The following is a 14,081-nucleotide window of genomic DNA, read 5'->3' on the forward strand; positions in this document are numbered from 1 at the left end:
GCCGTTTCACCCGCGCCGGGCCGGAGCGCGATCCAGATGTTTCACGTCTCGAACGGCTCACCCCAAAGGTCCGCCAGATAGGGGTTCAGGAAACGGCCCGCCGGGTCGAGTTCGCGGCGCAGTTTCGTGAAACGCTCGAAGTCCGGGTAGAGCTGTCGCAGGTCGTCGGCCTGCAGGGAGTGCATCTTGCCCCAGTGCGGGCGGCCGCCGCGACGGCGGAAAATCGGTTCGATGTGTTCGAAGAACCAGTCGAAGCGATCAAGATGCCAGGCATGGACAGCGACGGAGATGCGCGGACCGCCCTGAAACGGGCTCAGCCAGGCGTCATCGCCTCTGGTCATGCGGCATTCGACGGGAAAGAACACGTCGCGCCGTTCGCGTTCGATCACGGAAAGCACTTCCTCCAGCGCCTCCAGCCCCTGATCGACCGGCAGGTGATATTCCATCTCGTTGAAGGGATTGTTGCGTTCGTTGGCCAGCATCGCCCAGCTCGGGCCGATGATGTCCTCCGGTTTCTGGCTCCTGGCGACCTTGTTGAGGACCGCGCGCCGGAGCGGGGATGCCCAGCCCAGCAGGTCGCGCAGCAGTTTCAGCTGCTTCACCGCATTGCTGTCACTGTTGTCCTTCGCGCCCGAATCCGGCTCATCGGTGGTGTCGTGGACAATGTTGAAGGCGTGATCGCAGAACGGCAGGCAGAAGAATTCGAAGTTCCGGTGCTGCGCCCAACTGTCCATCGCGGTGGCCAGCGTGTCCTTCAGCGGGCGGGCGAAGGTGCGCCGATGCAGCCGGTAGGCCGGTTGCAGGGAGACCTCCGCCTCGACAATGATTCCCAGGCTGCCCAGCGCGATGCGTGCCGCATGCAGCAGATCGGCGCCATTCTCCTCGCTCGCCGTCACCGTTTCGCCGGTCGCCGTGACCAGCGTGATCTGCTGCATCTCCGCTGACAGGCAGGGGAAGTCCGAGCCGGTGCCATGGGTGCCGGTGGACGTGGCCCCGGCCAGCGACTGCGCGTCGATGTCGCCGAGATTGCGGAAAGCCAGACCAAGTTCCTGCAGATCCCGTGAAAGGGCATTCAGGCTGGCCCCGGCCTGCAGCCGTGCGGTGGCGGCGGACGGGTCGCAGGAAAGGACCGTCCCTTCGATCCCGCTGAGGCTGACCAGGGTATGGTCCGTGGCGGCGAGGGGGGTGAAGGAGTGGCCCGATCCGACGATACGTACCCGTCCCCGGCTTTCGCCGAGTCTGGCCGAGAGCGCCGCATGGTCGGAGGGGCGGAAAATCGCTGCCGGCGTCGCGCGGACATGCCCGGACCAGTTCTGCCAGTTGCTGCTTGCCATGCCGATCCACCGTCCGCACTGTTGGTTGCTGACCGGATCATAGGAGGCTGATCGCCTCGGTGGCAGGGGGAGAATGCCCGTGACTGACGATGCGCACCAGGAAATGGCCGAGAAGCGCCTGGAAACCATCAGGAGTCTGCTGGGCACGGCCTGGCGCTCCGACCCTGCGGAGGTGCAGGCGCTGATCGACCGGCTGTCGGTCGAGACCTTTGTCGACAAGATCTCCAGGCCCCGCCGGCAGGTCTATCGCGCCCTGATCGACTATCTGGAGGATGCGCTGGGGGAGCGGGAGGACGCGGACCCGGAGGAAATCCGTGCACGTGCCGGTCGCCAGAGCTACCTCCAGCGGCTGATCAAGGGACTCGACTGAGGGCACCTGACGTAATTGCTTGCATATTCCCGCCCGGACATTCCAGAACACGGGCAGGGTCCGGATGACAGCGGCGCCCCGCACGCTGGTCCAGACCGGATGAGAGGCCAATGACGGAACATTTCGACATCTTCGTCATCGGTGGAGGCATCAATGGCTGTGGCATTGCGCGTGACGCGGTGGGCCGTGGCCGGACGGTCATGCTGGCCGAGATGAATGACCTTGCCCAGGGCACGTCCTCCGGATCGACGAAGCTGATCCATGGGGGACTGCGCTATCTGGAACATTATGAGTTCCGTCTGGTGCGCGAATCCCTGATGGAGCGGGAGACGCTCTGGTCCATGGCGCCGCAGATCATCTGGCCGCTGCGGTTCGTGCTGCCGCATCATCGTGGCCTGCGCCCGGCCTGGATGCTGCGGCTCGGCCTGTTTCTCTATGACAACCTCGGGGGGCGGAAGCTGCTGCCATCGACGCGGACGCTGGACCTGCGGACCGACCCGCTGGGCGCGCCGTTGCGCGAGGCGTTCGTGAAGGGCTTCGAATATTCCGACTGCTGGGTCGATGATGCCCGGCTGGTCCTGCTGAACGCCCGCGACGCGGCGGACAGGGGGGCCGTGGTCCGCACCCGCACGCGCGTGACCTCCGCCCGCGCCAGCGACGGCAAGTGGCTGGTGGAGATGGCGGACCAGCGCAACGGGACGGTGCACACGGTTACGGCCAATGTCTTGGTGAACGCGGCAGGCCCCTGGGTGGATCACGTGATCGGCGGTGTTGTCGGGCGCAACAACAGCCACAACGTCCGGCTGGTCCAGGGCAGCCACATCGTGGTGCCACGGCTGTTCGATCATGACCGCTGCTACATCTTCCAGAATGCGGATGGCCGGATCGTCTTCGCGATTCCCTACGAGGGGGACTACACCCTGATCGGCACGACGGATCGTGACTATGGCGGCGATCCCGCAGACATCCGGATCTCGGACGAGGAGAAGACCTACCTGACGGAGGCGGTCAGCGCCTACTTCAGGAAGCCGGTCTCCGTCGATGACATTGTCTGGACCTACTCCGCGGTCCGCCCGCTCTATGACGATGGCGCCTCGAAGGCGCAGGAGGCGACGCGGGACTACGTGCTGACCACGGACAGGGACACCGGCGCGCCGCTGGTCAATGTCTTCGGCGGCAAGATCACCACCTTCCGCCGCCTTTCCGAGGAGGTGAACGGGAAGATCGACACCCTGCTGGGATCGACGTCGAAACCCTGGACGGCGGGTACGACCCTGCCCGGCGGCGACATCCCGGTCACGGGGTTCGATACCTATGTTGCGGAACTGCAGGCCGCCTTCGATTACCTGGACCCGGCAATCGTTCACAGGCTGGCGCGCCTCTATGGCACTCTTGCGCGCGACATACTGGACCGGCCGGGCGGCGAGGAAGGACTGGGGCTGCACTTCGGCGCCGGACTCTACGAGGCGGAGATCCGCCACCTGATCGACCGGGAATGGGTCACCTGCGCGGATGATGTGCTCTATCGCCGGACCAAGCTGGCGCTGCATCTGGATGAGGCGCAGAGGTCGCGGCTGGCGGACTGGATCGCGGCCGTCGTGCCGCCGCACGCGACATCCGCCGACGACACCTGACACGGCAGCCCTCGGGCCGGTGGTTGGGCACTGGACGGACAAGACCCGTTTCGGCATAGTCCGGCGCAGAATTCCTCGTCCTGTCCTGCATGGAGCGGTCGCGAACATGGCACACATCGGTACACGGTTCTTCACCTGGCGAAACGGCAAGCAGGTCGGTGAGGACCAGTTCGGCAATCGCTATTATGAGGACCGTCGCGGAACCGGGCGCCGCTGGGTCGTCTACAAGGGCATTGTCGAAGGCTCGAAAGTACCGTCGCAGTGGAACGCCTGGCTGCATCGCACCACGGATGCAATACCGCAGTCGGCGCCGGATCTGCGGGAATGGGAAAAGCTGCACCAGCCCAATCTGACCGGCACGCCGCACGCCTATCGTCCCGCGGGTCATGTCACCAAGGGGGCCAAGCGCGCCGCCGCAACCGGTGACTACGAAGCCTGGTCGCCCGAGGGCTGATCAGCAGGGCATTTCATCCGAACACGGGGGCAGTCACACGCATGTCCAACAATATCGTCGAAACCGTGATCGGGGCCGTGGTGATCGCCATCGCGGCCATGTTCCTGATCTTCGCCTACCGCACCGCCGATATCGCGCCTGGCACCGGCTATGAGCTTGTCGCCAAGTTCGACAAGGTGAACGGCGTGACCACCGGTGCCGATGTGCGGCTGAGCGGAATCAAGATCGGGTCCGTCAAATCGACCGAACTGGAATCGCCGACCTATCTGGCGCTGGTCCGGCTCAACATCGCCTCCGACGTGAAGATACCCGCTGATTCCTCCATCCGCGTGCTGGCCGACGGCCTGCTGGGTGACACGTTCCTGTCGGTCGAACCGGGCGGTGACGAGGCCAACCTGAATGCGGGGGATTCCTTCCGTTTCGCGCAGGGCTCGGTCAACATCATGGATCTGGTGGGACAGGCGATCTATTCCGGTGGAAGCAGCAACCAGTGACCCAGCAGAGCCAGGACTGGCAGCCGGATCGCTATCAGCAGCATGCGGGATTTGTCGCGGTACTTGGCACCCCTGTACTGGAACTGCTGAACCCGCAACCCGGTGAGCACATTCTGGACCTCGGCTGCGGCGACGGTGTCCTGACGGAGAAGCTGGTCGCGGCGGGCTGTCAGGTCGTCGGCGTCGATGCCGGTGCCGACATGATCGCTGCCGCACAGGCACGCGGGCTGGACGCGCATGTGGTGGACGGACACGCGCTTGCCTTCAGCAACGCCTTCGATGCCGTCTTCTCCAACGCCGCCCTGCACTGGATGACCCGTCCGGCAGAAGTCGTTGCGGGGGTTCACCGCGCCCTGAAACCGGGTGGTCGTTTTGTTGCCGAATTTGGCGGGCATGGAAATGTCGCGGCGATCAGGACGGCGCTGATTGCTGTGCTGGGCCGGTACGGCATTGATGGTGCCGCACTCAGCCCCTGGTACTTTCCGACGCCGGATGAATACAGCGCCCTGCTGCGCGCGGCGGGTTTCGAGGTGCATTCAGCCGAGCTGATCCCGCGTCCCACACCGTTGCCGACGGATGTCGGTGGCTGGATGGACACGTTCGCCGACAGCTTCTTCGCGACGCTGTCACCGCAGGACCGGGCTTCGGCCAGGGCGGAGGCCGTGGAACTGCTGCGGTCGGTGCTTTGTGACAGTGAGGGACGATGGACAGCAGACTACGTCAGATTGCGCTTCTCGGCCTCGCGCTCGGACTAGCGGTCCTGCCGGCCGCGCCAACCCGTGCGCAGATCATCACGGAAGGGCAGGGCGAGACCTTTGACGCCGCCCGCGCCGAAGATGCGACGGGCCGCATCGCGATCCTGCGCGCCCTCGACAAGGTCACGGCGCGGACGGTCGATCTGGAAGTGCCCGTCGATGAACCGATCCGCTTCGGCACGCTGAATGTCACGGTCCGCTATTGCCGGACCCGCCCGCCGGAGGAGCCGCCGGAGACCTTCGCGTTCCTGGAGATCGAGGAGGTACCGGATTCCCGCGCGGCGGTGCGCCTGTTCACCGGCTGGATGATCGCGTCCAGCCCTGCGCTGAACCCGCTCGAGCATCCGGTCTATGACGTCTGGGTCGTCGGCTGCCGTCATCCGGAACCGCCAGAGCCCGAACCGGAGGCCGGCGAAGGCGACGAAGCGTCATCGGAGACCGAGACGGAAGCGGACTGACCCGCGTCAGCGCGACTTCTGCAGGCCGCGCGCGATGACCACGTTCTGGATCTCGGTCGTGCCATCCATGTACTGGGCCATCTTGGCGCAGGCGAAGTGGCGGGCCGCGACCTCGTTCACCATGAAACCGTTGGCGCCCATGACCTGCATGCAGTCGGCCAGCCGGGTCAGGGCCGCGCGGGTGGCGAACTTCTTGGCGTGCGCCGCCTCCATGCTCGCGTTCACGCCTGCGTCCCAGCGGGCTGCGGCGCTGTAGGTCAGCAGCCGCGTTGCCTCCAGGTCCGTGGCCACATCGGCCAGCATCCACTGGATGCCCTGAAAGTCGCCCACCGTCTTGCCGAAGGCAGGACGCTCCGCGACATAGTCCAGGCTTCGTGCCAGTGCCGCACGCAGCATCCCTGTGCACATGGCAGCCACGAAGAAGCGGGCGGAATCGATGCCCCCCATGGCGGCCTTGAACGCCGCTTCCTGCGGGATCAGCACGTCATCCTGCGTCAGGCGCACACCCTCGAACCGGAAGCCGCCGGTTCCGAGCGCGTGCCCGCCCGCCATGGCATAGGGACCGACGCGATGCACGCCCGCGCGCTCCGCCTCGATCATGAAGCACATGATGCCGCGCCAGCCCTTTGCGGGATCGGTCTGTGCGTAGATCGACAGGACACCGGCTTGGCTGGCGCTTGAGATCCAGGCCTTCTCGCCATCCAGTACCCAGCCGTCACCGTCGGGGCGGGCCATGCAGGCGACAGCCTGGGCGTCGGAGCCCATGCCCGGCTCCGTCAGCAGGAAGGCACCGATCTTCCGGCAGGCAATCAGATCCGGCAGGAACTTCTGCTTCAGCGCGTCGGAGCCATTGCTGGCCAGGCTGAGTGCGAAATTGTTGTGCACGACCATGCTGAAGGTGAAGGCCATGCAGCCGGAGGCCAGTTCCTCGAAGACACGGCAGGCCGCGCTGAAGCTTGCGCCCTTGCCGCCGTCAGCCTGTGGCACCAGCACACCGCCAAGGCCGCGGGCGGCGGCTTCCAGTTGGGCATCGCGCGGATAGATACGGTCGCGTTCCCAGTCCCCCGCGTTCGGTGTCACATGTTCCGCAGTGAACTTCTGCGCCACATCAACCAGTTCACGTTCCGACTTCGACAGTTCGACCTCGAATGCCACGAGCAGCCTCCCCTGAGCGACAATGTTTTTTCGCACCCTACGATCCCGTTGCCGCGATGGGAATGAAACACGACAGATGGCGGGCATGTCCGAATACCATTGTCCTGCGTCGGGACGAGGGCATAAGGTTCGGCACTGCGGATGTGAGGAGCGCGAGAGCAATGACGCGGTTTCTGAGCGAACAGCAGGTCGCGGACTACCAGCGTGACGGGTTCGTCTTTCCCCTGCGCGCCTTCGCGCCGGAAACCGCTGACGCCTACCGCCATCGCCTTGAAAGCTACGAGGCGGAGACGGGCGGGCCGATCCAGTCCAACATGCGCCACAAGGTGCATCTGCTGTTCACCTGGGCCAGCGAACTGATCCGGCATCCGCGCATCCTCGATGCGGTGGAGGATGTGCTGGGTCCGGACATCCTCTGCTGGAGCACCAATTTCTTCATCAAGGAACCGGGCGACGAGAGCTTCGTCTCCTGGCATCAGGATTCGACCTACTGGGGGCTCGAGCCGCCGGACGTGGTCACCGCCTGGGTCGCCCTGTCCGACGCGCCCGTCGAGTCCGGTGCGATGAAGTTCAAGCCCGGCAGCCATCTGGGTGGGCAGATCGCCCACAGCGACACGTTTCACCCGAAGAACCTGCTGACCCGGGGGCAGGTGATCGACGGGGATCTGGACCTGTCGGATGCGGTTTCCGTGCCGCTCCAGGCCGGTGAGTTCTCACTGCACCACATCCGGCTGGCGCATGGGTCAGAGCCGAACAGGACCGCCAACCGGCGCATCGGCTTCGCCATCCGCTATATCGGCGCCCATGTGAAACCGGTGAAGGCGGCCCGCAGCGCCACCCTGGTGCGGGGCATCGACCAGTTCGGCCACTTCGACCTGGAACAGGCGCCGGTGCTGGACCTGGACAGGAACGCCCTGGCCGCCCATGAGCATGCGATGAAGGGTCAGCTCGAGGCGCTCTACTCCGGCACGGACGTCGAAACCGCACGCGACTGAGCGCCGAGACGCGGGCTGTTCAGCCAGCCAGCAGGAAATCCATCATCGCTGGCCATGCCGCGCGGTCTTCCATCATGAACAGGTGACCGCCCTCGAATTCCTTCATCTCCGCGTCGGGCAGCCGGTTCAGCATCGCCTCCGCCCGTGCGGTCGGCGCGATGTCATCGTACCTGCCGCCGCAGATCAGCGTCGGGGCGGTGATCGTGGGCAGGATGTCCCAGGCGTCGTGGCCGGCGCGGGCAGCGAGCTGACGGTTCTGCGCCGCGCGTCTCACCGGGTCCTCCCGGTTCGCACGGGCGCTGGTCTGGTAGAACTCGACCATCTGGCGGGCCTTTTCGGGGTTCGCGGCGCGGCAGGCGGCGTCCCGGCGATTGTCGGCCAGCGTCAGCATCCGTTCGGCGAATGCGTCCGCGTCCAGCTCACCGAGTTCGTGCAGCGGAAAGGACGCGCCGCCTGCGCCGCCCGGACTGGTGCAGCACAGCACCAGCCGGTTCAGCCGTGAACCCAGCCGCGCCGCCAGATGCTGCGCGACCATGCCGCCAAAGGAGACACCAGCCACCGCGCAGTCGTCCCAGCCCAGGTGATCCAGCAGGGCGAGAGCATCGTCCGCGAAGTCATCCATCGTCGGGTCTTGTTCGGTAATCGTCGACCGCCCCATCAGGCAATGGTCGTAGGCACAGACGGTCAGGCGGTCGATACCCGGAACAGCAAAGACATTCGGTTGACGGCGCAGGTCGCTGCCGGTTCCGCTGATGTACAGGACACGCGGGCCATTGCCATGGACCTCGTGATAGATCTCGATCCCCCGGACATTCGCGAAAGGCATCCGGTCAGTCCTGCAAGCGCTGGTACAGTGCGGCGATATAGGTGCGGTCTTCCTGAGCCAGCTCACCGGCCTCCAGTTCACGCAGGAAGTCCTCCAGATCCTCCCGCGTGCCGTCATGCAGGGACGGTCGGGCCAGCATGGCCTCGATCGCGCTGCGGATGGAGTCGTCGTCCTCTCCGACCTCGATGGCCGGGGCGCTGCTGACGGCGGTGCCGGGCAGGCGTTCCACCAGCACTTCCTCCCACTCCAGCGCAGCCTGATCCAGCATGGCAGCGGCGGCGCGGGCCGCGCTCAGTACGGTCTGGTCGTCCACTCCACCCAGCGCGTCCAGTGCGGCAAGCAGGGCGTCACGATCAATGCTCATTCTCAACAGTCTCCATCCGGGGTGCGCGCGGCGCCAGAAATGGTCTCTGACAGGGCGCTGGAATCTCGTCTACCCTGCGCCATATCACGAATGCGAGGCCGGACCCAAGCGGCCCGCAATGGCGGCGACGGGGAAGAGATGAAAAAGCAGCAGTCACCGGAAACCGTGGTCGCCCAGGCCGCGGGCCATGTGGAAGCCGCCTCCCGTGGCCTGGCCCCCGGAATCTTTCCAGCCACCACCTATGAACGCGACCCGGACATGTCCCTGCCCGGCGGCGCGGTCTACAGCCGCGACGACAATCCGGGCTTCGACGTGGCGGAGGAAATGCTCTGCACGCTGGAGCGGGGGGCGGAGGCCATGCTGTTCGCCTCCGGCATGGCGGCGGCGGCATCCCTGTTCAAGGCCCTGCGCCACGGGGACCGGGTGATCCTGCCCCGGGTGATGTATTTCGCGCTGCAGGTCTGGGTGCAGGGCTTCGCGGAACGCTTCGGCCTGCGGGTGGAACTGGTCGGCAATGACGCGGCTGACTATGTCGCCGCCCTGTCGAGAGAACCCGCCCGGCTGGTCTGGGTCGAGACGCCTTCGAACCCGCTCTGGACCGTGACCGACATCGCTGCCGTGGCACAGGCCTGCAGGGCCTGCGGGGCGACCCTGGCGGTGGACAACACGGTGCCGACCCCGGTGCTGACCCGTCCGCTGGAACTGGGGGCGGACATTGTCATGCATTCGGCCACGAAGGCGCTGAACGGCCATTCGGACGTGCTGGCCGGGGCGCTGGTGACGGGCAATGTGGATGATCCCCTGTGGCAGGGCGCGAAGGAGGAACGGCGGCTGGCCGGGGCGGTCATCGGGCCGTTCGAGGCCTGGCTGCTGGCCCGTGGCATGCGGACCCTGTTCGTGCGCATGGAGCGGGCGATGCAGAACGCCGCTGCCCTTGCCGAATGGCTGGATGCCCGTGAAGACGTGGCCGCTGTCCTCTATCCGGGGCTGCCGGGCCATCCGGGACATGCCGTCGCCGCGCGGCAGATGGTCGGTGGCTTCGGCACCATGCTCTCGGTCCGGACAGGCGGCGGGGAGGCGCGGGCGCGGGCGGTGAAGGGACAGTTGACGCTGTTCCGCCGCGCCACGTCGCTGGGCGGCGTGGAGAGCCTGGTGGAGCACCGCCGCACGGTCGAGGGACCCACCAGTCAGGCACCGGACGACCTGCTGCGGCTGTCCGTCGGGATCGAGGCTCTGGAAGACCTGAGAGCGGACCTGGCGCAGGCCCTGTCCGCAACGGCCTGGAATGAAACAACGGAAAAGGACGGGGAGTGAGTGATGATCGATCTCTACACATGGGGCACGCCGAACGGACGCAAGGTCTCGGTAATGCTGGAGGAATGCGGACTGCCCTATCAGGCGTTCGCCGTGAACATCTCCAAGGACGAGCAGTTCGCGCCTGATTTCCTGAAGATCTCGCCGAACAACAAGATCCCGGCGATTGTCGATTCAGATGGCCCGGACGGCAAACCGATCAGCGTCTTCGAGACCGGGGCGATCCTGATCTACCTGGCGCAGAAGACGGGAAAGTTCCTGCCCACGGATCCGCGGAAGTTCACCGACACGATGCAGTGGCTGATGTGGCAGATGGGGGGACTGGGGCCGATGCTGGGGCAGGCGCATCATTTCCGCCGTTTCGCCCCCGAAACCATTCCCTACGCGGTTGATCGCTACACCAACGAGACCGCGCGGCTCTACGGCGTGCTGGACCGCCAGGTCGCCGCCACAGGCTGGCTGGCGGCGGGCGAGTACACCATTGCCGACATCGCCTCCTTCCCCTGGATCGCGCGCCACGAATGGCACGGCCAGAAGCTGGAGGATTTCCCCAACCTGAAGGACTGGTACGACCGCATCTGGGCGCGTGAGCCGGTCAGGAAGGGTTTCGAGGTTCCCTGACCGGGCACACGCGCGCCGCCGTCACCGTCGCCAACGTGAGGGGCTCAGGCCCCCTCCGCCAGTATTGCCCGCAGCTTGTACTTCAGGATCTTGCCGCCGACCGTTTCGGGGAAGGATTCCATCGGCACAATGCGCTTCGGCGTCTCGAAACCGGCGAGCTGTTCACGCGCGAAGGCGATGATCGCATCCTCATCCAGCGTGGCACCCGGCTTGGGCACGACGCAGGCCGTGACCATCTCGCCCCACCGGTCGTCGGGAACACCGACGACTGCGGCACGGGCAATTGACGGATGCTGCTGCAGCACGGCTTCCACCCGGATGGAAGAGACGTTCTCGCCACCGGACTTCACGATGTCCTTGTAGCGGTCGACCATGATGCGCAGGCCCTGTTCGTCATAGACGAAGCTGTCGCCCGAATGCAGCCAGCCGTCCTTCAATGCCTCCTTCGTCGCTTCCGGATCACGGTAGTAGCCGGAGAACATGGCGGGCGAACGATATACGGCCTCACCCTGGACTCCTGGCTGCCCACGCAGGTCGTTGCCGTCAGCGTCCATCACGGTGGAGGCCAGCATCGGCACGGGCAGTCCGACATGGTTCACTGCCGGTGCATTGCGCAGGTAGGTGTCCCGGTGCTGGTTGATGTGGAAGCAGTGACAGACGACGCACTCGGTCTGGCCGATGATCCCGTAGACACTCAGTTTCGGAGCGGTCATGCGGCGCAACTTGGCCAGCGAACCGGGAGCCAGCGGTGCCCAGCCGTAGAACATCACCTTCATGTTGGAAAGGTCATAGGCGGTTGGTGAATCCTCGACAGCCTTGATGAGGGACTCAACGAACTGCGGGGATCCGCCAAAGAGGCTGGTGACGGCTTCTTTTGTGCAAGCCTGGGCCATGGCGTGTCCTTCGGGCTTTCGACCCATGATCACGGTGCCGCCTGCCAGCAGCGGGGCAATCATCATCAGCAGGTCACCGATATGGAATGTCATCGGGGTGAAGGTGCCTGCGCGCAATTCATTCTCGTGGTCCAGCCCCCGCGTCATCGACAGGGCGTGATTGTACCCGGTCATGTAGGCATAGGTGTGGGAGATCATCACCGCCTTCGGCTTCGCCGTCGTTCCGGAAGTGAACAGGACTTCCCAGACGTCATCTGCATGGATCGTGACATCCGGATCCTCGATGCTCTGGTCCGCGATGAAGTCGTCAAAGGACGGGTAGCCGTCGTCCGGCCCCGCGCCGATCGACATGACCGGCTTTACGCCTGCCGCCTCGAACGCATGGCCCATGCGCTTCCACAGGTCGGCATCGACAATGGCGCAACTGGCCTCCATCCGTTGCAACCCGTCAGTGATGATGTCGGGAGCCATCATCACGTTCATCGGTGTGGCAACCAGCCCGGCCTTGGCGATGGCGATCTTCGACAGCCAGGCCTCAATGGAGTTGTCGCAGAGCATGGCCACCCGCGCTGCATCCGGCAGACCCAGAGCCAGCAGCCCGTTGGCGACCCGGTTCACCAGTTCATGCGCCTGTCGGTAGGTGACGCGGGCGTGCTTCGGGTTGACGGTCGCATCCGGTGTGGCGACCAGGCATTCCTTGTCCGGGGTGCTCCACGTCACGCGCTCGAAGATGTCGCCCACCGACATGCGATTCCAGCGCTGGTTGTTGCGGCGGTTGCGAAAGTTCTCGACGTCGATCTCAATTTCCAATTCAGGTGCCTCCCCGGCGTTCGGTGTTCTTGTCTGCCCCGGTTCCTAAAGGATCGCCAGTGCGTTTGCAGGCGACCCGATGGCTCCGGGCAGATTCAGAGGTATCGCGGTCATCATGAAGTGCCAGTCGCCGCGCGCCTTCAGCGCCGGGGCGAGGGCAGAGAAGTCGAACATCTCGCCAAAGGCCATCCCCAGCAGCGGGATCATCCGCCGGTGCAGGGATCCGATCTTCGGATCGCCCGGCACGACCTCGACGGCGGGGTTGTCACAGGTGATGGAGGCCACATGCCAGTTCCAGAGCTGGCGTGCCATGTCCTCCGACCCGTCCAGCCCGGCGTGGCGCACCGCGTTCGCATAGGCCTGTCGTCCGGCCGGATCGAGCGCGCGATAGGCCTCCACCCAGCCAAAGCGGATGCAGAGCATGTCGCCGGTCCGGATCGTCGTGCCCTGATGCGCGGCGGTGGCGCGCAGGTCATCGGCCGAGACGGGGTGCGGCGACAGCGGGTCGTAGTCCTGTCCCGTTTCCTGCATCCAGCCCGCAACGTCCAGCAGCACGCCGCAGCCGGCCATGCCGTGCTCCACCCAGTGTTCGATCCCCAGCCGTCCGCGACCCGGGTCGAACCCGTCGGCGATGCCGGTGTAATAGCCGTGTTCCCGCGCCCGGACGTGGCGCAGCCCGTCCCACTGGCTGGATGCCTGCATGAACAGCGAATCGACGCTGTCATCCAGCGTGTTGCGGTCCAGCGCATAGATGTCGTGATGCAGTGCCTTGCGCCCGAACAGGGGCGGAGCCGGTTCATCCAGCGGCAGCGAAAGGTTCACCATCTGACCCGACTTCACCAGCGCCGCAGCGGCCCTCACGCGGTCCGGCGTCAGCAGGTTGATCGAGCCGAGATCATCGTCGCGTCCATGCACATCCCACGCATGGCGCATGTCCAGGCCTTCAACGATCGGCAATTCATCGTAGTCGGGCAGATCGCCCATTGCCTTGTCCTCCCCAGGATCACGGCATTGCAGAGCAGCGCCGTCGGCGGGGACTTTCGCAAGCCGGGGAATGTGCGGTCAAGCGGGTCCAGCACAAACGAGGGTGACCGCTGCGCCGTCGCCGCCTTCCACAGGTGTGATCGCTTGGGGTTTCCGGCCTACTGCGTGCGCGCGGCCAGCCCGGCAGCGCGGTGGATGCCCTTGCGGATGCGGCTGTAGGTGCCGCAGCGACAGATATTGGTCATCGCCGCGTCGATGTCGCTGTCGCTCGGTAGCGGGTTCTCGGCCAGCAGTGCGGCGGCGGCCATGATCTGGCCGGACTGGCAATAGCCGCACTGCGGCACATCCAGCTCGGTCCAAGCCTGCTGCACCGGGTGGGAATTGTCCGTCGAGAGGCCTTCGATCGTCGTGATCTCCGCCGTGCCGACATCACTGACCGGCAGGACGCAGGTGCGTGTCGCGACCCCGTCCAGATGCACCGTGCAGGCACCGCACAGACCCTGTCCGCAGCCGAAGCGGGTACCGACCAGACCGATGGTCTCGCGCAGGACCCAGAGCAGGGGCGTGTCCGGTTCGACATCCACGTCCATCGTCTGTCCATTCACCTTGAGTGTCAGCAT

At 65.5% G+C, this 14,081-nt stretch carries 16 protein-coding genes; 9 read left to right on the top strand and 7 right to left on the bottom strand.

All coding sequences use genetic code 11. From position 1 onward, the window contains the following. Positions 1 to 41: 41 nt before the first annotated feature. Positions 42 to 1,334 (bottom strand): D-arabinono-1,4-lactone oxidase, encoded by a 1,293-nt coding sequence (locus QGV55_RS04810; protein ID WP_281017983.1) that lies wholly within the window; start codon positions 1,332 to 1,334, stop codon positions 42 to 44. Positions 1,335 to 1,413: 79 nt separating this feature from the next. Between QGV55_RS04810 and QGV55_RS04815 the strand changes: the two genes are divergently transcribed. The 6 genes from QGV55_RS04815 to QGV55_RS04840 all read left to right on the top strand — a co-directional run bounded on the left by QGV55_RS04815 (position 1,414) and on the right by QGV55_RS04840 (position 5,499). Further along, positions 1,414 to 1,704: a hypothetical protein gene (locus QGV55_RS04815; protein ID WP_281017982.1), complete on the top strand. Its 291-nt coding sequence runs from the start codon at positions 1,414 to 1,416 to the stop codon at positions 1,702 to 1,704. Between the two features lie 110 nt (positions 1,705 to 1,814). Then, positions 1,815 to 3,338 (top strand): glycerol-3-phosphate dehydrogenase, encoded by a 1,524-nt coding sequence (gene glpD, locus QGV55_RS04820; protein ID WP_281017981.1) that lies wholly within the window; start codon positions 1,815 to 1,817, stop codon positions 3,336 to 3,338. A gap of 106 nt (positions 3,339 to 3,444) precedes the next feature. Then, positions 3,445 to 3,792 carry an NADH:ubiquinone oxidoreductase subunit NDUFA12 gene (locus QGV55_RS04825; RefSeq protein ID WP_281017980.1) on the top strand — a complete coding sequence of 116 codons (348 nt, stop codon included), beginning with the start codon at positions 3,445 to 3,447 and terminating at the stop codon, positions 3,790 to 3,792. Positions 3,793 to 3,833: 41 nt separating this feature from the next. Beyond that, complete coding sequence (gene mlaD, locus QGV55_RS04830) at positions 3,834 to 4,286, top strand: outer membrane lipid asymmetry maintenance protein MlaD (RefSeq protein WP_281017979.1); 453 nt, start codon at positions 3,834 to 3,836, stop codon at positions 4,284 to 4,286. Continuing rightward, positions 4,283 to 5,041: a class I SAM-dependent methyltransferase gene (locus QGV55_RS04835; RefSeq protein WP_281017978.1), complete on the top strand. Its 759-nt coding sequence runs from the start codon at positions 4,283 to 4,285 to the stop codon at positions 5,039 to 5,041. The genes mlaD and QGV55_RS04835 overlap by 4 nt, the downstream gene beginning before the upstream one ends. After that, positions 4,990 to 5,499, top strand: coding sequence for a DUF2155 domain-containing protein (locus QGV55_RS04840; protein ID WP_281017977.1), 510 nt, complete (start codon positions 4,990 to 4,992; stop codon positions 5,497 to 5,499). Before QGV55_RS04835 ends, QGV55_RS04840 begins: the two co-directional genes overlap by 52 nt. 6 nt (positions 5,500 to 5,505) lie before the next feature. On the opposite strand, the gene QGV55_RS04845 is transcribed toward QGV55_RS04840, so the two are convergent. Next, positions 5,506 to 6,654 (bottom strand): acyl-CoA dehydrogenase family protein, encoded by a 1,149-nt coding sequence (locus QGV55_RS04845; protein WP_281017976.1) that lies wholly within the window; start codon positions 6,652 to 6,654, stop codon positions 5,506 to 5,508. A 161-nt stretch (positions 6,655 to 6,815) separates the two neighbouring features. On the opposite strand from QGV55_RS04845, the gene QGV55_RS04850 reads away from it, so the two are divergent. Next, positions 6,816 to 7,649, top strand: coding sequence for a phytanoyl-CoA dioxygenase family protein (locus QGV55_RS04850; protein ID WP_281017975.1), 834 nt, complete (start codon positions 6,816 to 6,818; stop codon positions 7,647 to 7,649). 19 nt (positions 7,650 to 7,668) lie between these two features. On the opposite strand, the gene QGV55_RS04855 is transcribed toward QGV55_RS04850, so the two are convergent. Both QGV55_RS04855 and QGV55_RS04860 read right to left on the bottom strand, forming a co-directional pair. Then, positions 7,669 to 8,475 (bottom strand): alpha/beta hydrolase, encoded by an 807-nt coding sequence (locus QGV55_RS04855; protein WP_281017974.1) that lies wholly within the window; start codon positions 8,473 to 8,475, stop codon positions 7,669 to 7,671. Between the two features lie 4 nt (positions 8,476 to 8,479). Beyond that, positions 8,480 to 8,839, bottom strand: coding sequence for a hypothetical protein (locus tag QGV55_RS04860; RefSeq protein ID WP_281017973.1), 360 nt, complete (start codon positions 8,837 to 8,839; stop codon positions 8,480 to 8,482). A gap of 138 nt (positions 8,840 to 8,977) precedes the next feature. Here QGV55_RS04860 and QGV55_RS04865 point away from each other — a divergent pair, with 138 nt between their 5' ends. Continuing rightward, positions 8,978 to 10,153 (top strand): PLP-dependent aspartate aminotransferase family protein, encoded by a 1,176-nt coding sequence (locus QGV55_RS04865; RefSeq protein WP_281017972.1) that lies wholly within the window; start codon positions 8,978 to 8,980, stop codon positions 10,151 to 10,153. Positions 10,154 to 10,156: 3 nt separating this feature from the next. Further along, on the top strand, positions 10,157 to 10,774 hold the full coding sequence (locus tag QGV55_RS04870) for a glutathione binding-like protein (protein WP_281017971.1): 618 nt from the start codon (positions 10,157 to 10,159) through the stop codon (positions 10,772 to 10,774). A 44-nt stretch (positions 10,775 to 10,818) separates the two neighbouring features. Here QGV55_RS04870 and QGV55_RS04875 read toward each other — a convergent pair whose 3' ends face one another. The 3 genes from QGV55_RS04875 to QGV55_RS04885 all read right to left on the bottom strand — a co-directional run bounded on the left by QGV55_RS04875 (position 10,819) and on the right by QGV55_RS04885 (position 14,081). Then, entirely contained in the window at positions 10,819 to 12,477 is a 1,659-nt protein-coding gene (locus tag QGV55_RS04875) for an AMP-binding protein (RefSeq protein ID WP_281017970.1), read from the bottom strand. Between the two features lie 45 nt (positions 12,478 to 12,522). After that, positions 12,523 to 13,461: a cyclase family protein gene (locus QGV55_RS04880; protein WP_281017969.1), complete on the bottom strand. Its 939-nt coding sequence runs from the start codon at positions 13,459 to 13,461 to the stop codon at positions 12,523 to 12,525. Between the two features lie 158 nt (positions 13,462 to 13,619). Beyond that, positions 13,620 to 14,081, bottom strand: a complete 462-nt coding sequence (locus QGV55_RS04885; protein WP_281017968.1) for a (2Fe-2S)-binding protein — start codon at positions 14,079 to 14,081, stop codon at positions 13,620 to 13,622.

Source organism: Minwuia sp. IMCC3009 (assembly GCF_029909415.1).
Lineage (GTDB): Bacteria > Pseudomonadota > Alphaproteobacteria > Minwuiales > Minwuiaceae > Minwuia.